We start from the raw sequence: 17,765 nt of genomic DNA on the forward strand, positions 1-17,765 counted from the left end.
GAGCATTATGGCTAATAAAAAATCCCCAAAAACATCCAAGGCACCAAAAACGAAAAAGCAGAGACCGGCTCGTTCAGAATTGCGCACCATCGGTTCCCAGCCGATTGTCCTGTTCGTTCTGTTCCAGCTGGTTTCTCTGCTTATTGTCATGGTCAGCGGACGCGGCACCGCATACCTGTATATGATGATCCCGCTGTTGGTTATCACCTACGGCGGTTGGTTCCTTGTCAATCGCATCGGCGCGGAAATCTCTTTCTTTATCAACGCCGCTATGCTGCTGACTTTCGGCACAATGATTCAATGTATGCTCCTCAAGGAGGACGGTATTCCGAAATCGCTGATCGTCATCTATGCGCTGGCAGCTGCCGCAGGTCTGATCTGCGGCTTCCTTTACCGCCGTATGCCGGTGATCGCATCGGCCAATGGCGTGGCGATCCTGATGATCGCATCCGTCGTGCTCTATCTCGCCACGCTGGTTCTCGGCGCGGCAGTCGGCGGCGGCGTGCGCAACTGGATCCGCATCGGCGGTATGTCCATCCAGCCGTCTGAATTTAACAAGGGCATTTATGTCCTCGTCATGGCAGGTCTGCTGTGCACCAAGGATCAGCCCGGGCGCAAGCGCATTTGGACTTCCATCCTGTTCACACTGGTCAACCTCGGCTTCCTCGGTATTCAGGGCGAGTTCGGCACCTTCCTGCTGATTCTGTGCACATTTCTCGCATTTATTTTCCTGTTTGTCCCAGATATCAAGGTATTCATTTCCGTCTTCAGCATTCTGCTGGCGGGCGGCACAGCGGTCACAGCCTGCTGCATGGCACTGCTCAAGGTAACCGGCGGCACAAGTGATTTCGGCCCGATGAGCTTTATTCTGGCACAGATCAAGAAAATTTCCAACCGATTTGTCTACTGGCTTGACCCGGCAAGTGATGCGCAGGGCGCAGGCTATCAGATTTTACAGGCGCGCAAGGCGCTGCTCAATTCCAACCTGTTCGGCAGCGACACGACAACACCGCTGTCCAACCCAACCAACGACATGGTATTCCCGGCGCTCACCGAGCGCTGCGGCCTGCTGATCGCGCTGACGGTCTGCATCCTGTTCGGTCTGCTGCTGGTTCGCGGCACGCGCATCTATTTCCGTTGCTCGGATCGCTACCATCAGGCTGTATGCGCAGGCCTGTGCTTCCAGCTGATTCTTCAGGCATTTATCATCATCGGCGGTTCGATTGGCATGTTCCCGCTCACCGGCATCACGCTGCCGCTCATCTCCCGCGGCGGTTCCTCGCTCATGTCAACGTTTATCTTCCTGGCGGTTATCCTCGTAATCTCCGCAGGAAATCTCTGGGATGGAAGGAGGGACTACTCCCATTATGAAACCAAGCTTCAAAAAGCGCGTACAGTGCATACAAACCGCGTTTCTTCTGTGCGCAATCGCAGTCGGCGTCGGACTGGTGTGGACAACGCTCGGAAATCCTGAGAGCCGTGAAGCTGCGGCGGCGGAAACCGCACAGCGCACCTATCTGCGCGGCACAATCTATGACCGCGACGGAAAAGCAATCAACTATTCCGAAGAGGTCAACGGCACCCGCAAATACACCGGCGGACGCGCTTTTTCCACAGTAACCGGCTATTTCTCGCGGATTTACGGTACCACCGGTATTGAAAAGACATTTAACACCGAGCTGGTCTCCAGCAAATGCAAGGGTGATACCAAAAAGGGTCACGACATCACGCTGACGCTGGACCGCGATCTGCAAAACGCCGCATATGATTCGATTTCCAACATTGCAGAGGGCGCCGCAGTTGTGCTCGATGCGCAGACCGGTGAAATTCTCGCGCTGGCATCCACACCGACCTATGAGCCGGAAACGCTCGAGGACAACTGGTCGGAGCTGTGCTCGGTAGATGGCCTGTTCCTGCCGAACGCCTATAAATCGACCTTTGCCCCCGGTTCTGACTTCAAAATCATTACGGCCTGCGCGGTCATTGACAACGGCGTAGCAGATACCACAGTCAACGACCAGGGCTCGTATACCTTTAAAAACGGCCAGACAATCACCAACTATGACAGCCGTGCATTCGGCGAAATCGATCTGGACGGCGCGATCAAGAACTCTTCCAACGTCTATTTTATCACCAAGGCGCTGGAAATGGGCAGCGACAAGCTGGAGGCAAGTCTGCGCAAGTTCCTGCTCGGCGAAGACATTCAGCTGGATTTCACAACGCTCAGCTCCAATCTCGATTTTGAGGACTACCGCGATGAGGTTGTTGGCTCCATTGCTTTTGGTCAGGGCAAAACCGAAGTCACGCCACTCTACATGGCTATGGCTGCACAGGCGATCGGCAATGACGGTGTCATGCTCAAGCCGTACATGATTCAGTCTATCGACACCGGCGATGGCAAAAACGTCACGACCGGACAGACCACCGAGCTGACTACCGTGACCAGTAAGGAAACGGCAGATCAGGTCACCAGCGCAATGACACTGGCAGCAGAGCATTACGGCTTCGATTATGTCGGCCCGGAGGGCTGGGATATCGCGGCAAAGACAGGCACGGCGCAGACCGGCACCAACACCAACGCCTGGATTGTCACCTTCGCCCCGTCGGAGAACCCGAAATATGTCGTCGTCGTCATGGCGGCACATCAGGGACATGATGGTATCTACTACAAGGATTCCGTCGACCAGCTGTACGACGCACTGGTTGATTATGACCAGTCCCAAAACAGCAGCTCCAACAGCTCTAACAGTGACGAATAATATATGATATGCATGATAAAAGCTCCTGTTCCCGATAAAAAGGGACAGGAGCTTTTGTTCTGTTCTTATCTTAAAACCTTTCTGCGAAGGAACTTTCCCACCACATCGTTGAATTCGTCAAAATTATCCGCATTGGCATTGTGTGCCGCCGCCGAAATAACATGCATCGGATATCCGCTCTGCTCTGACCATTTGCGGCAGTATTCCGCAAATTTACCTTCGTAGTCCAAAGCACCGACAATCAGCAGCACCGGACAGGTGAAATCAATCGCTTCTCTGCGTGTAAACCGGTCTTCAAATGTGTCACGAAATACCTGGACGATCTCACGCTTCGGCATCTGCTCAATCATGGCGAGTGCATTGTGATAGCCATAGCTGGATTGCCCGCGTGCCCGCGCCAAACTGGTGTGCAGCAGATGCTCCGGCAGACGTTTGACCGACATCGGTACGCGGCGCATCTGCCGCATCTCTGCCGCCGAATAATACTGATCGCCAAACGGCATGACGCCGACACCGATAAATGCCTGTACCTTTTCCGGGTGCTGAGCTGTATACTCCTGACAGACATAGCCGCCAATGCCGACACCCACCAAAATCACACGGGACAGCCTTTCCCGCTGCAAAATCGCTTCCAGCTCCTCCGCTGCATGCGCATACGAGAAATCCTGATAGGCACGCGACCTGCCATGCAGTGGAATGTCCCATGTCAAAACGGTGTAATCGCGCCCAAAATACGGTACCTGTTTGTCAAACGCATGGTGGTTTACTGCAATGCCATGTGTAAATACAATACACGGCGCATCGGCGTCCGCATGGCGCTCCACCCAATAATACGTCGCTCCGCGCGGCGAAGATATCAGCTTCCCGACCACAGCCATTCCTCCTGTTCTCAATCTCTCATCATATCTTCTCTCAGCTTCTGCACGCCGTCACCGTGAACCGCAGAGCAATGCACAATTTTCGCCCGTGGATTCAGTTCATGCACATCCTGTGCAAAACGCACCGGGTCAAAGTTGGTATATGGCAGCAAATCCATCTTATTCAGCACCACCAGATCGGATGTCTGGAAAATCAGCGGATATTTGCGCGGTTTGTCATTTCCCTCGGTCACACTGATGACGGCAATCCGCTTGTGCTCACCGAGTGCAAATTCCGCCGTACAAACCAGATTGCCAACATTGTCGATGATAATCGTTGTAATCCCGTCCAGATTGAACTGATCCAGTGCGGCTTCGATTGCATCTGCCTCCAGATGGCAGGCGCCCTGTGTATTGAGCTGTACTGCCTGCACCCCACAGGCACGTATGCGCTGCGCGTCCTCGTCGGTAAACAGGTCACCTTCGATGACCGCAATGTGTGCTGCGTCCTGCCGGAGCAGCTGTTCCAGCAGTGTCGTCTTACCCGATCCGGGCGTGCCGAGCAGATTGAACAGGCGGATGCCCTGCGCATCCAGTCTGTGCCGCACACGCTGTGCAATGTTGTCATTGCGCGCATAAACCGATTCATTCAGTTCCACTTGCTTCAAACTGTCAATCCCCCTCTATGCCGCGGACAAATTCCTGCCGCGCGCCTGTAATCGTGTCATCCTGTTCGATGGTCAACACGGCATGTGACGCCTGCGTGCCCTGCTTCGCAATCTCAAAAAAGAATTGCAGCTGCGCCGGATTGACACAGGACTGCGCACCGACAGCAAGCGTAATGCCGGTGATATCGCGAATGCCGTGCTGCTGCGCGGCACGCTCCGCGATCAGCAGAATTTCCCGGCAGACTGCGCCCTCATGCATGGGTGCGCCTCTTTGTCCGGACAAACACCTGCCGCTCGTTCCTGCGCAGTACGCGCACCGGGAATGGACACTGTACCGCACACTGTCCGCATCCAATGCAGTTTTCCGGCAGGAAGTTCAGCTTTTTCTGTTTTTTGTCATACCAGGTCGCCTCCGTCGGGCAGAAATTTCCGCATTTGCCGCAACCGACACAGGCGTTCTCATCCACAATCTCCGGCATAACGTATGCCTTCACCAGAATTTGCGACAGCGACCCGCTGCGATAGCCGTGATAGAGGAAACAACAGTCGACACAACAGTTACAGATCGCGATTTCCTCTTGATTGGTGTCCATGCCATAGTGATAAATCGTGTGGATACAGCCCTTCTGCTCAAAATCCGCAATCATGCGTCTGGCTTCCTCCAGACTGATTTTTCGGCCGATGCCGCTGTCTGCAATCTGTTCGCTGAGTGCACCGACCATCATACAGCCTTCCAGCGATAGGTCAAACGCACAGCTTTCCCCCTTCACGCGCCTCAGCGTGCGGCAGAAACAGTTCATCACCGCCAGCTGATCCGCATGTCGTTCGAGCATGGGCATGATTTCCCCCGCTGTCGTGACCGCCTGCTCTGCCGTAATCGGTTCATCCAGCGCGATGCTCTTTTTGCCGCGCGAAACCGTAACCGACATGCGTGCGGGCAGCTGCTGAATCGTGCGGCTGTTGACATGGTTCATATACAGGCGCACCGGCGGGATATTGAGCCGCAGCAGCCAGTCTTCAAATGCCGCAAATTCCTCCATCATACGCCTGCGAGCGGGATCATCCAGCGAGCCGCCGCCATAGACCTCAATCCAACCTGGAAAAATCGGTGCGAGCTCATAGGCTCCGTTCCGCTTCCACATCAGGCTCTTGCGCAGAATATCCGCAAAAAATGCGTCAAACTGCTGTGGCTTGCCATACAGTTCACACAGCTGCTCCCGTGTCATCTGCCGCGCGCCCACGGCAAGGAGAAAGTCTGCTTCTTCCTCATTCATGACGATGCGGAAGCAATTTTTTACCGGCTGTACGAGCGGAATGGTGAACTGCGATTTTGCATTCATCTGCGCGCCAAGCTGTTTGATTTTCTCGTCCGAGATCGTCATGCCTGCATCTGTCCGGGCAGCCTGCGTGCGCGGAACTGTTCGATCATATAATGCGTCAGATCAAGCGGGTCTTCCTCATATGCCGGCGGAATTTCATCCGGTGTAAACCATCCTGCTTCCTTCAGTTCATCTTCCTGAAGCGTGATTTTATCGCTGCCGTCCAGTTCTGCCCAGTAGCCGATCATCTGTGCCCCAGAGAAGCCCCACGGCTGATTGCCATAGTATTGCAGATTCTTAATCTTCAGACCAGTTTCTTCGAGTACCTCACGATGCACGGTCTCCTCCATCGTTTCGCCCACGCTCATATAACCGGAAACCAGTGCATAGACTGGATTTTTATAGACCGAAGAACGGGTCAGCAAAATGCGGTCACCATTGCGCACACCGACAATCACTGCCGGACACACGGTCGGATAGGTGACCGAATGGCAGTCCTCATTGGTACAGCGCATGGCCAGCTCTTTTGCATCCGGGCGCATCGGAGCGCCGCACACACCGCAGAAGCGATGTGTCTGGAACCACTGGTACAGATGCAGGCCGGTAACTGCTGCAAGCCGCAGCCAGCGCGGTTGGGCGGTACGCAGGCAGCGCGAAACATCCTTTTTCAACTGACTGCGGATATCCTCCGGCAGATCGAGTACAGTGAAAAACTGGATGCCGTCCACCTCCAGCATATGTACCAGCAGCTCATCCAAGCCGCCCAGTGCACACCAGTCACGATATGTCGGCAGCGTGCCGGTTTCCGGCAGCAGGAACACATCGGTATGCTCAAACAGCAGCACAAAATCGGTTGCCTTCGGCTTTGGTTTTGCAAATTCGGTACTGAGCATATGCTGTCCAATTTCCTGAATCATAGGTATCCTCCCAATTCATTTCTGTGAATGAATATCTTTTTATTTTATTGCGGTCATATTATGCATTTCTACCGCTTCTTTTATTATACGTTCTGTCGTGTAAAATGCAAGCATTTCTGCCGGCTCCGAGTTGAACAGCACGTAAAATTTCAGTATAATAACTATGGTATTGATTGGAGGGAATCACAGATGAAACCATCCTTATGTCATCTCACGCCGCTGCGGGCAGACATTGTCTCGACCGCGCAGCGTGCATATCATTCCGGCCTGATGGCAGGAACCAGCGGAAACCTGAGCTGCTATGACCCGGAGAGCGGCTGTATGGCGATTACGCCGAGCAACATGGATTATTCGGTCATGACACCGGAGGACATCGTTCTGATGCAGCTGGACGGCACCGTGCTGGACGGCGGCAAGCCGTCGTCCGAATGGAAAATGCACGCAGAGCTTTATCAAAATCTGCCGGAGGTGCGCGCCGTCGTGCACACGCACTCGCCCAACGCCACCGCCTATGCCGTGCTGCGCCGGGAAATCCCGTGCGTGCTTGTTGAAATGCTGCTGTTCCTCGGCGGCAGCATCGAGGTCGCGGCATATGCCGCCCAGGGCTCCGCCGCCGTCGGCACACACTGTCTGCCTATTCTGCGCCGCAAACCCGCCTGTCTGCTCGCCAACCACGGCGTTGTGACAACAGGAGCCACTCTCGAGCAGGCGTACACCAACAGTATATACGTCGAGGATTCCGCCAAAATAGTCCGGCTCGCCATGAGTACGGGCAGCCCAATTCCGGCGGTCATCGATGAGGAAGGAAGCAAACCCTACCATGAATGAATATCTGTCCGACCACGTCCATCTGACTGACGACGGCACAGCTGTCGTCATCCTCGACCAGACACAGCTCCCCTGCCGCACAGAATATCTGACTCTGCGCACAGCGCAGGAAATGTTCGATGCCATCCGGCTTTTGCAGGTACGTGGTGCGCCCGCCATCGGTATCTGTGCGGCATATGACCTGTATGTGCTCGCACAGCAGGTTTCGTCCGATACACCGGAGGCATTCCTCACACAGCTCCGGCAGCAGGCGGACTATCTGGCATCCTCCCGCCCGACTGCGGTCAATCTGAGCTGGGCGCTGAACCGTATGCTGGACATCGCCGCTGCACAGACATCCATCGCGGACATGCTGTCCGCCCTGCACCGCGAATGTATCGCCATCCACGAGGAAGACATCGCAATGTGCCGCGCCATTTCGGAATACGGCCTGACGCTTATCAAAGACGGCGACGGCATCCTGACGCACTGCAATGCAGGTCCACTGGCCACCTCGCGCTACGGCACTGCACTCGGCCCGCTGTTCCTCGGCAAAGAACGTGGCATGCATTTCCATGTCTTTTCCGATGAAACCCGTCCACTGCTTCAGGGCGCGCGGCTTACCTCCTATGAACTCAGCCGCGCGGGCATTGACGTCACTCTGATCTGCGACAATATGGCCAGCCTGGTCATGAAAAATGGCTGGATACAGGCGTGCTTTGTCGGCTGTGACCGCGTCGCGGCCAATGGAGATACCGCAAACAAAATCGGTACCTCCGGCGTCGCCATTCTTGCCCGGCACTACGGTATTCCGTTCTATGTACTCGGCCCGACGTCCACCATTGATCTGTCCTGTGCGACCGGCGCGGATATTCCGATTGAACAGCGCGACCCTGAGGAAATCAAACAGAAATTCTATGCCGAACCGATGGCGCTGCCGGAGGTCAAGTGCTACAATCCCGCATTTGATGTCACCGACCAAAGCCTGATCTCCGGCATTGTCACCGAATACGGCATCTGCCGCGCGCCATATACCGAAAGCCTGCGCACGGTCTTTGCACAGAAAACCGCCGGACAATCCGGCGAAGGGAGGAATCCGCTTTGAACACCCGCCTGTATAACGCCCGCATTCTGACCATGGCGGACGGAACTGAACCCATCTGGGGCGAAATCTGGATTGAAAACGACAAAATTACTTATGTCGGCGCGGAAAAGCCGACGGAGATCCATTGGGATGTCGAGCGCAATGTCTGCGGCAATCTGATTCTGCCCGGCTTCAAAAATGCGCACACGCATTCTGCGATGACATTCCTGCGCTCGTATGCCGATGACCTGCCGTTGCACGATTGGCTGAACACACAGGTATTCCCGATGGAGGCCAAACTGAACGAAGACCTGATCTACCATCTGTCCAAGCTCGCCATTCTGGAATACCTCACAAGTGGTATCACGGCGAATTTCGACATGTACCTCACACCGGATTCCATTGTACAGGCGTCCATTGACTGCGGCTTCCGCACCGTACTGACCGGTGCCGTCAACGATTTCAGCCAGTCTGCCGCCCTGATCGGTGAATGGTACCAGAAATACAACGGTTATCACCCGCTGATCTCATTCGAGCTTGGTTTCCATGCGGAATACACCACCTCGCGCGATATTCTTGAGGATCTCGCGGCACTCGCTGCGCTGTACCGCGCCCCGGTCTACACACACAATTCAGAAACCGCATCCGAAGTGCAGTCCTGTGTCGAAAAGACCGGCATGACACCGACACAGTACCTCGACTCACTGCACCTGTTCGACTACGGCGGCGGCGGATATCACTGCGTCCACATCACGCCGGAGGACATTGAGATTTTCAAGCAGCGCGGTATTTCCGTCATCACAAACCCGGCATCCAATCTCAAGCTCGCCAGCGGCATCGCACCGATTCAGGCGCTGCTGGATGCAGGCGTCAATCTCGCCATCGGTACGGACGGTCCGGCGAGCAACAACTGTCTCGACATGTTCCGCGAGATGTTCCTGACTACAGCGCTCGCCAAGGTGCGCGAAAATGATGCCTCCGCCGTCGATGCAAACGCCGTGCTGCGCATGGCGACAGTCGGCGGAGCGAAGGCCATGCGCCTGACCGACTGCGAGACACTGACTCCGGGCAGCCAGGCAGACCTGATCGTCCTCGACCTGAACCAGCCAAACATGCAGCCGCTGAACAACATCAGCAAAAACATCGTCTACAGCGGCAGCAAGCAGAACGTCGTGCTGACAATGGTTGCCGGTAAAATTTTGTATGAAAACGGACAGTTCGATGTCGGCGAAGATCCTGCATCGATTTACGCCAAGGCAAATGAAATTACCGCACAGCTGAAAGCGCAATAAACACACAAATACACGCAAAAAATCCACCCTTGCAGGTGGATTTTTTTGCGCGATCTGAAACCGAAGAAATTTTCGACGATTTCGCAAACGCAAGGAATCACCCCGCATTTGCAAAAACAGGCGAAATTTTCAACTTTTCAGATATGTTATCCATTTCAGTCCTGACGAAACTTCTCCGACTGGCTTGCAATCAGATCCACGTCATCGAAATAGTTGATTTTCATCGCATCGCGCACATCATGCAACGTCTGTGCTGCGACCTCACGCGCCTTTGCGCTGCCTTCCTTCAGGATTTCATAAATCGCCGGAATATCCTTCTGCAACTCCTTACGGCGCTGACGAATCGGCTCCAGCTCTTCCTGAAGGACATTGTTCAGGAATTTCTTAACCTTGACATCACCGAGACCGCCGCGCTGGTAATGGGCCTTGAGTTCATCGAGATTTGCATACTCCGGCCAGTAGCGCTCGAAATGCTCCGGCTTGCAGAATGCATCCAGATAGGTAAAGACCGTATTGCCTTCAATCTTGCCGGGGTCCTGTACGCGGATGTGATCCGGATCGGTATACATACTCATGATTTTCTTGCGCACTTCCTCCGGTTCATCCGACAGGTAAATGCAGTTGCCGAGCGATTTGCTCATCTTCGCCTTACCATCAATGCCCGGCAGGCGCATGCATGCCTGATTGTCCGGCAGAAGAATCTGCGGCATGGTCAGGGTCTCGCCGTATACACTGTTGAACTTATGGACGATTTCGCGCGTCTGCTCGACCATCGGCATCTGATCCTCGCCCGCCGGGACAGTAGTCGCCTGGAATGCGGTGATATCGGACGCCTGGCTGATCGGATAGGTGAAGAAACCAACCGGAATGCTGGCCTCAAAATTGCGCATCTGGATTTCCGACTTGACGGTCGGGTTGCGTTGCAGGCGGGATACCGTGACGAGATTCATATAATAGGTCGTCAACTCGCACAGCTGCGGCACCTGTGACTGAATAAACAGTGTAGACTTTGACGGATCCAGACCACAGGACAGATAGTCCAGTGCGACCTCAATGATGTTCTGGCGAACCTTCTCCGGATTGTCGGCGTTGTCGGTCAATGCCTGCGCGTCTGCAATCATGATGTAAATTTTATCATATTCTCCGGAATTCTGTAATTCAACACGCCGTCTCAGCGAGCCGACATAATGTCCTACATGCAGTCTGCCGGTCGGACGGTCTCCGGTCAAAATAATCTTACCCAATGTACTTCCTCCTAAGCGGCGCACAGCACACAGCATGCGCACGTTTGTTTCCTTTACTAATGTAATACAAAATGCCCATAAATGCAAGTTATTTTGTACGCTGTGTCTTGCACAAAACGCAGAAGAAGCATGGCATACATGCCATGCTTCTCCCGCAGAACAATGGTTCCTGTCCGAACGCTCCGGCCAGACGGCTGCCCGGCCTGTCCGGCAGGCGATCAGCCCATCTGGAACGATTCGCAGTCAGTGCACTTCTTCTCAGTCGGGTTCATCTCATGGGTGCCGACCTGAATGCTCTCGAGCGCGCAATAATCTGCGTCAGAACAATGGTTCTTGCACTGCTGTACCGAACAGCGGATGCTCTTGTTTGCATGACATTTGTCCATCATAACAATGTCCTCCTTTTGATTGGTTCACCTATAGCATGCCCGCCCGCGCACAATTTATTCACTCTGCTGTGCGTTCTGGAGCGCTTGTGCATCATAGGCTCCCTGTACCATATTGAGAAAATCGTTCCATTTGTTCTCATGAATGATGGTCTGTGGACAGATTTTTCCGGAAAAATCGCGGTGCTGCTTGACAGCATCCAGCGGCAAGTCATATTTGAGCAGCAGATATGCCGTCAGCTGTGCCGCGTTGCGCATTGTGTGGTCAAAATTTCCGCCCGCATTGACGCACAGCTCAATGCCAATACCGCACTGATTGCCGCCGCCCGGCGTCATGCGGTCACCCGCATGGTAACCAACCTCGTTGTCCGGCAGATGATGCCAGATTTCCGTATCGTCTACCGTATAATGCCAGCTTTTCTGTTCCTTCCAGCAATTTTCATGGATGTATTCGTTGTGTGCCTTTGCGGTTGCATGCGCACCCGTATTGTCAGTTTCATGGATTACAATATAGCGCACCGTGCGTTTTTTCCCCGGACGCGCCGGTGAATCCTGCGGGATGTAATCGGTATGTACGGCAAGACCTGCAATGGAATCCGGTGCGTCCGATTGCTCCTGTGAAGACTCCGGGCCGAAAACCGCATACAGCACACATGCCGACAGCGTAACGGCGAGAATGGCACCGAACAGCAGCCAGAGCATGGCACCCGATGATACTTTTTTCTTTTTCCGTGCCACTGCGCCTCACCTCCGCCGCAAAACAATGTATGTGGAACGGTTCTGAAAAATCCCGCCCGGAACAAATTCCGAACGGGATTGGAAATTCAAACAGACTTTTTCTTCCGCAATGCAAACAAGGATTTTCTTCTGGAAGACTTCGCCGTCTGAGGATATTTTCTGATCTTTACCAGGTAATAGATAACTGCCAGAATCACAGACAGATAGAACGACGCATTCGGACGGCGCAGGATACCTGCCGTATTATATGCGTTAATCAGTGCCAGCAACAGCGAAATGCCAAAGGCGCCCGCATCCAGCGTAAAATATTTTTTCGCGTCCTTCACCAGCGCCCAGCCGACAAGATACAGGAAATACGCCAGAAATGCCAGAAACAAAATAAGCCCGACGATGCCATACAGGAAATAGATGCCGTGGAAATCGTTCTCTACGTCATACATGTCACCCTTGTATACCATCTTATCGCGTTCCAGGCCAAACAGGCGGGATGAGAACGGCTCCTCATCCATCAGCAGCGAGCAGAACATGATTTTACTCATGCGTGCACCGGTGATCTGGGAGACATCCGTGGAAAAATTGCAGTTTTCCATCACCTTCTCCACGCCAAACCGCTGTACGAGGTCAGAACGGTAATACACATAAATCTGATTGAACTGACGCATTTTATCGATGCTGGTTTCTTCTTCCTTCTCTTCCTCTGTCAGAACAGAGGTACCGCGGTCAGCCGACATCGAGTTGAGCACACTCTGCTTTTCCTGCATCGTCTGGCCATAGCTCATCTGATGCTCATACATCGGAGAAATTTTGAAACACACAAGGCTGATGGCTGCAACCAGCACGAGAATACCATATTTCACTTTATCTGCATACCCGCATACCGCCGTGACAAAAAGAATGCCGATGGTGGAGGCAAAAATCGCCATATATGCCAGCCGGGTACCGAGAAAATACAGCTGTCCACAGCTCAGGACGGCCACCACAGCCAAAATCCATGGCTGTTTTGCCCGATATGCCATACAGAGCAGCACCGGTGTCAGCATACTCATAATGGATGCCTGTGAATTGGTAGTCGAAAACCAGCCCAGAATCCCCGACTGCGTGTCCACATAGGTATGCGGATTGGTGCCGGTGATGACACTGAGCAGAACGACAATCGTGATGATACCGAAGGAAATAAAAAATCCAGCTTTGACCCAGCGGAATGTGCGCGGGTCAGCCTTTAAAAGCGAAATAAAACAGAAGGTGAACAGCGGGATTTGAATCACACGGATATAATTCGTGAAATCCGCAACCGGGCTGACATACCCCGCGATGAAGCAGCCCGCCATATGCAGCACAAAAAAGACCGCGCATACTGCCGCAAGATACCAGTAATACTTCCGGCGGTCGGAAAGGATGTAACCCGCCAGCGCCGTTGCCGCCAGCACCAGCATGCGCAGCAGCAGCGAAGGTGCGGTGCTCATTCCCAATCGATCCAGCCAGAAGGACAGGACATCCATCGCCGGCTGGGCGGCGAATAAAACAAAGATACACACAGCCAGATGCTGTTTCAGCACTGACCGGCATCGCTCCAACAATTGAACAGCCATCATAGACTCCTAACAATACCCTTTCTCTATTTGCCATATGCGGGAAAACAGCAATTTTCCCTTGGATAACGCAACACATTATACCGTTCGACAAGAAACTTGTCAAGCAGGCGGCAGCTCTTCCTGCTCCGCGCTGTACGCTTTGATTTTTACAAAATAATAGATTACTGCCAGCACAACGGACAGGTAAAACGAAGCATTTGGACGACGCACAACGCCGGCCGTACAATAGACATGCACGAGCAGCAGGCACAGCGATATGCCGAACGCGCCCGCTTCCAGCGTGAAATACCGTGAAAAATCACGCAGCATGGCTCGCACGATCAGCCACGCAAAATACAACAGGAACAGAATAAACGCTGCAAGCCCGACAGCACCGTACAGATAAAAGATGCCGTGAAAATCGTTCTCCACATCATAGGTCTCGCCGTCCCACGTCATGTCGGACAGCTCCATGCCGAACAGTACGGCAGGCAGACCGGTGTCTTCCATCAAAAGCCGACAATACGTGATTTTCATCTCGCGCCAGCCGGACAGGCGCTCCGCATCGCGTGAATAGCCGTATTGCTGCATGACACGCGCCGCGCCGAACCGATCGACCAGCCCGCCCAGATGCTCCTCATAAACCGGGAGCAGACACAGCTCCGGCGACTGCTCCACCGTTGTGCCGTATTCCTCCTCTGCCTGTGCAATCATCTCGTCTGCGCGCTGCTGCTTTTCGCGTACAATGTCCTGATGCTCCGCCTGATTGCGGTACATCGGTGAAACAAAATAGCCCGCACCGCAGATAACTGCCCCTGCCAGCAAAATAGCTGCCGCCTTTTTGTCCAATCGACGGCACAGCAGCATGACGAGAATCAGTCCGGTGGCGCTGACGAAAATCGCCAAATACGCCAGCCGCGTCGCAAACAGATACAGCACCCCGAACGAAGCTACTGCTGCTGCCACTGTCCACAGTGTTTTTTTGGCCCGGATCGCCTGCATCAGCAGCACGGGAACCAATGCCGATAAAATCGCACTCTGCGAATTGGCGAAATAAAACCAGCCGAGCAAGCCAATGGACTTGTTGGGATATGTATACGGATTGGTTCCGGTTGCCGCACTGAGCAGCTCGACCGCGACAATCATGACAAAATTGACGGCAAAGCCGCGCTCTATCGCGCGGTAGCTGTCCTCCCCGCCCTCGCGCAGGAACGTGACAAAGCAGAAGACAAACAGTGGAATCTGTGCCACACGGATGTAATTGGTGAGATCATAGACCGGATCGGAATAGCCTGCTGTCCCGCACGCCCAGATATGCCCTGCTGCCAGCAGCATGAGCACGGCACACAGCGCAAAATAAATTTTTCTGTTCCGGCTCAGCCCAAAGCCCACCAGCGCTGTCCCGGCGAGCATGGCAAACCGCAGCAACAGGGAGACAGTATTTCCTCCGCCCAGTGCATCCAGCCAGTAGGACAGCACATCCATACCTGGCTGCGCGATAAACAGCAGCAAAATCAGCTGCGGCAGATGCTGCCGCAGGTACGTCTGCCCCGCCGCAGCAGGTTGTTGTTGTGACATAAGCAAAATTCCTTTCCCCGGTTTATTGCAGCACGCCGCGCAGGCTGCCCAACAGCTCCGCCGTGCGGAAACGGATCTCATACTGTGTACCGTCCCTGTGAATCAGTGCATCTTCTTCCTCCGTTAAAGCCCGTTCCCCGCTTGCGGCGTCGTAACACAGCGACGGATACAGCACACACCACCAGTTGTGACCCTCCGCCTGTCCGATACGAATCTGGAGCCCTTCATACTGTCCTGCCGGAAGCGAAAATGCCGCGTAATCGCGTGTCGGGTACCATTCCTCAGCCAAGCATGCAGTAACGTGCTCGGTGTGCCCGTTGTCATAGACCTCCTGCTGGGCGGCATTGGCGATTTCCTGCATGTGCGCACGCAGCATTTGCTGCATATCCGCACGGCTGTCTGCCTGCTGCTCCAGCGGCTGCATGAGTTCCAGCACGCGGTCGCGTACGCGCAGCTTGAGCGCCTGATCTTCTTCCGAGTCCGAATGAGCGACCACGCGCAGGCGCAGAACATCATCCGCCAGCTCCTTCTGTGCGGTATCACAAGCCGCTGCATAACACAGCGCGAAAAAAAGTGTGAGTGCAACCGTCAATTCCCAGCGCGCGCGGCGCATGTTTTTGATTTTCATAAGTACAGCTTCCTTTCGATATCTGAAGATATCAAAAGTATCGCCTGTTGTGTCAGCGTTTAACCTGTGCCGCCGTACAAAAATTCGTCAGATAGGTTTCCGGATACTGCGCCGCAAGGGTATCGCACGCCGCCTGCGCCTCCTCCGGCTTCTCAAACAGGCCGAAATTCGACGGCCCCGAACCGCTCATAATCGCGCCCATTGCGCCGCAGCTGCGCAGCGTGCCGCAGATTGCCTCCACCTCGGGGTGCATACCCGCCGTAACCGGCTGCATGACATTGCACAGCAGCTGTGCCACACGGAAACAGTCCCCGGCGGCAATTGCGGCGCACATCGCCTGTGTGTCTGGGCGCTCCGCGATCTCTGCGGAATCAATTGCGCGGTAAATCGCCGGCGTGGAAACCGCAATCGGCGGCTTGCACAGTACAACATGTGTCTGCGGTACATCAGGCAGGCGCGTCAACACCTCACCGATGCCCTCCGCCAGCATCGTACCGCCGGAAATGCAGAACGGTACATCCGCCCCCAGCTTCAACCCGATCTCCATGAGTTTTTTCTCACCCAGATGGGTATCATACAGTTCATCCAACAGCACCAACACCGCAGCGGCATCCGTGCTGCCGCCCGCAAGTCCTGCCGCCACAGGAATATTTTTCTCAATAACAATCGAAATGCCGTCACATGGCGTTCCAGTCTCGCTGAGAAACAGCTCCGCCGCACGATAGGCCAGATTGCTGTTGTCAGCGGGCAGGTCGCTGCCTTCGACAGACAGCCGGATGCAGCTGCCCGTGCCGACGCAAGCTGTCACCATGTCGTGCAGCCCGATGGACTGCATGACCATGCAGACATCGTGATAGCCATTGGAGCGCTTTCCTGTGACGTCCAACGTCAGATTGATTTTGGCATGTGCCTCTGCCGTTGCCTGTTTCATATTCTCTCCCCCTGTCTCACAGTCTGTGCTGGATTGCTTTTCCGTTTTCAAAATCGGTTATGTAGGCAAAGCCAAATGCGCGCAAACGGTCAAGTGCCTGTGGAATGCCTGCGCCGATGCTCTCCGGCGCATGGGAATCCGAACCGGTCGTGATATATGTGCCGCCCAGCTCGCGATACCGCGTCAGCACGAAATCCTCCGGCCCGACCGATTGCTGCCAGCCAAATAATCCTTTTGCATTGCATTCCAGCGCGATGCCACGCTCAATGATGCCCTTCAAAATGATGTCCACACGCTCCATGTAGCCCTTCAGGGACGGGCGGTTGTGCGGCAGCTTCATGACGCGCAGCGGATAATCGATGTGCCCCAGAATCTGAAAATGGCCATATGCCAGCATGGCTTCCATCTCGTCAAAATATGCGTGCAGGAAATCGTTCTGGTTGATATTCTCATAGCGGTAAAAATACATGTCCATATCAGCCGCCGTCTGATGAATCGAACCAATGACATAGTCAAACGAAAATTCTTTTTGCAGCTTGTCCGCAAGCTCTGGTGCTGCATGCGGCTGTCCCATCTCAATTCCCGCGCGCAGCGTAATCGTTCCGACAAATTCCTCCCGGCAAGCGGCAATATCCCGCTGCTGTGCTGCGATATCCGGCAGAATCATACGTCCGCTGCGGAACGGCGCAATTTCACGCGCATATCCCGCAAAATCCACCTCATCCGGTGCAAAGTCCGACGCTGACAGCGCATCCGTCCGGAAAAATTCCAAATGCTCAGTAAACCCCAGCACATCGATGCCGCCCTGTATTGCCGCCTGCACGTGCTGCCGGAGCGGCCGGTCTGCGGCGTCATAGGAATAGGCGGTATGTGTATGCAAATCTGTTGTCATTGCGAATTTCCTCATTTCGTGCAGCAAATTATGATTCATTATACCGCCTGTGAACGCGAAACACAAGTGCCACACGCATAAGTCAGCGAAAACC

Annotated in this window: 18 protein-coding genes; 5 read left to right on the top strand and 13 right to left on the bottom strand. The window is 54.2% G+C overall.

The genetic code is table 11. The features are described from left to right. The first annotated feature begins 7 nt into the window (after positions 1-7). Positions 8-1,474 (top strand): FtsW/RodA/SpoVE family cell cycle protein, encoded by a 1,467-nt coding sequence (locus tag CBW42_RS04445; RefSeq protein ID WP_087018663.1) that lies wholly within the window; start codon positions 8-10, stop codon positions 1,472-1,474. Beyond that, complete coding sequence (locus tag CBW42_RS04450) at positions 1,368-2,759, top strand: peptidoglycan D,D-transpeptidase FtsI family protein (protein ID WP_165761053.1); 1,392 nt, start codon at positions 1,368-1,370, stop codon at positions 2,757-2,759. The genes CBW42_RS04445 and CBW42_RS04450 overlap by 107 nt, the downstream gene beginning before the upstream one ends. A gap of 65 nt (positions 2,760-2,824) precedes the next feature. Here CBW42_RS04450 and CBW42_RS04455 read toward each other — a convergent pair whose 3' ends face one another. From CBW42_RS04455 to nudC, 5 genes are read right to left on the bottom strand one after another with little or no spacing between them, the layout of a single operon-like run. After that, a complete protein-coding gene (locus tag CBW42_RS04455; RefSeq protein ID WP_165761054.1) occupies positions 2,825-3,631 on the bottom strand; it encodes an alpha/beta fold hydrolase in 807 nt (268 codons plus the stop codon). A 17-nt stretch (positions 3,632-3,648) separates the two neighbouring features. Beyond that, the gene (hypB, locus tag CBW42_RS04460) at positions 3,649-4,275 is read right to left on the bottom strand and encodes a hydrogenase nickel incorporation protein HypB (protein WP_242969808.1); all 627 of its coding nucleotides are present in this window, start codon (positions 4,273-4,275) and stop codon (positions 3,649-3,651) included. Positions 4,276-4,288: 13 nt separating this feature from the next. Further along, complete coding sequence (locus CBW42_RS04465; protein WP_087018177.1) at positions 4,289-4,543, bottom strand: hydrogenase maturation nickel metallochaperone HypA/HybF; 255 nt, start codon at positions 4,541-4,543, stop codon at positions 4,289-4,291. After that, complete coding sequence (locus tag CBW42_RS04470) at positions 4,536-5,666, bottom strand: 4Fe-4S dicluster domain-containing protein (protein ID WP_087018179.1); 1,131 nt, start codon at positions 5,664-5,666, stop codon at positions 4,536-4,538. Before CBW42_RS04470 ends, CBW42_RS04465 begins: the two co-directional genes overlap by 8 nt. Continuing rightward, positions 5,663-6,520 carry an NAD(+) diphosphatase gene (gene nudC, locus CBW42_RS04475; protein ID WP_087018181.1) on the bottom strand — a complete coding sequence of 286 codons (858 nt, stop codon included), beginning with the start codon at positions 6,518-6,520 and terminating at the stop codon, positions 5,663-5,665. The genes CBW42_RS04470 and nudC overlap by 4 nt, the downstream gene beginning before the upstream one ends. A gap of 189 nt (positions 6,521-6,709) precedes the next feature. Here nudC and CBW42_RS04480 point away from each other — a divergent pair, with 189 nt between their 5' ends. Genes CBW42_RS04480 through CBW42_RS04490 form a run of 3 tightly spaced genes read left to right on the top strand, consistent with a single transcriptional unit; the run spans position 6,710 to position 9,703 of the window. After that, a complete protein-coding gene (locus tag CBW42_RS04480) occupies positions 6,710-7,348 on the top strand; it encodes a class II aldolase/adducin family protein (protein ID WP_087018183.1) in 639 nt (212 codons plus the stop codon). Then, positions 7,341-8,432, top strand: coding sequence for an S-methyl-5-thioribose-1-phosphate isomerase (gene mtnA / locus CBW42_RS04485; RefSeq protein WP_087018185.1), 1,092 nt, complete (start codon positions 7,341-7,343; stop codon positions 8,430-8,432). Before CBW42_RS04480 ends, mtnA begins: the two co-directional genes overlap by 8 nt. Beyond that, positions 8,429-9,703, top strand: a complete 1,275-nt coding sequence (locus CBW42_RS04490; RefSeq protein WP_242969792.1) for an amidohydrolase — start codon at positions 8,429-8,431, stop codon at positions 9,701-9,703. The genes mtnA and CBW42_RS04490 overlap by 4 nt, the downstream gene beginning before the upstream one ends. 155 nt (positions 9,704-9,858) lie before the next feature. Here the strand turns inward: CBW42_RS04490 and trpS are convergent, their stop codons facing one another. The 8 genes from trpS to CBW42_RS04530 all read right to left on the bottom strand — a co-directional run bounded on the left by trpS (position 9,859) and on the right by CBW42_RS04530 (position 17,671). Next, on the bottom strand, positions 9,859-10,947 hold the full coding sequence (trpS, locus tag CBW42_RS04495; protein WP_087018187.1) for a tryptophan--tRNA ligase: 1,089 nt from the start codon (positions 10,945-10,947) through the stop codon (positions 9,859-9,861). Positions 10,948-11,165: 218 nt separating this feature from the next. After that, positions 11,166-11,336 (bottom strand): DUF1540 domain-containing protein, encoded by a 171-nt coding sequence (locus CBW42_RS04500; protein ID WP_407922950.1) that lies wholly within the window; start codon positions 11,334-11,336, stop codon positions 11,166-11,168. A gap of 54 nt (positions 11,337-11,390) precedes the next feature. Continuing rightward, on the bottom strand, positions 11,391-12,071 hold the full coding sequence (locus CBW42_RS04505) for a peptidoglycan recognition protein family protein (RefSeq protein ID WP_087018189.1): 681 nt from the start codon (positions 12,069-12,071) through the stop codon (positions 11,391-11,393). Positions 12,072-12,157: 86 nt separating this feature from the next. Continuing rightward, complete coding sequence (locus tag CBW42_RS04510; RefSeq protein ID WP_165761055.1) at positions 12,158-13,660, bottom strand: O-antigen ligase family protein; 1,503 nt, start codon at positions 13,658-13,660, stop codon at positions 12,158-12,160. 102 nt (positions 13,661-13,762) lie between these two features. Further along, positions 13,763-15,220, bottom strand: coding sequence for an O-antigen ligase family protein (locus tag CBW42_RS04515; protein WP_165761056.1), 1,458 nt, complete (start codon positions 15,218-15,220; stop codon positions 13,763-13,765). A gap of 22 nt (positions 15,221-15,242) precedes the next feature. Beyond that, positions 15,243-15,848 carry a stage II sporulation protein R gene (locus CBW42_RS04520; protein ID WP_087018195.1) on the bottom strand — a complete coding sequence of 202 codons (606 nt, stop codon included), beginning with the start codon at positions 15,846-15,848 and terminating at the stop codon, positions 15,243-15,245. A 52-nt stretch (positions 15,849-15,900) separates the two neighbouring features. Then, the gene (gene ispE, locus CBW42_RS04525; protein ID WP_087018197.1) at positions 15,901-16,779 is read right to left on the bottom strand and encodes a 4-(cytidine 5'-diphospho)-2-C-methyl-D-erythritol kinase; all 879 of its coding nucleotides are present in this window, start codon (positions 16,777-16,779) and stop codon (positions 15,901-15,903) included. A 16-nt stretch (positions 16,780-16,795) separates the two neighbouring features. After that, complete coding sequence (locus CBW42_RS04530; RefSeq protein WP_165761057.1) at positions 16,796-17,671, bottom strand: histidinol-phosphatase HisJ family protein; 876 nt, start codon at positions 17,669-17,671, stop codon at positions 16,796-16,798. Positions 17,672-17,765: the final 94 nt, after the last annotated feature.

It is taken from the genome of Butyricicoccus porcorum (genome assembly GCF_002157465.1).
Classification (GTDB): Bacteria; Bacillota; Clostridia; order Oscillospirales; family Butyricicoccaceae; genus Butyricicoccus_A; species Butyricicoccus_A porcorum.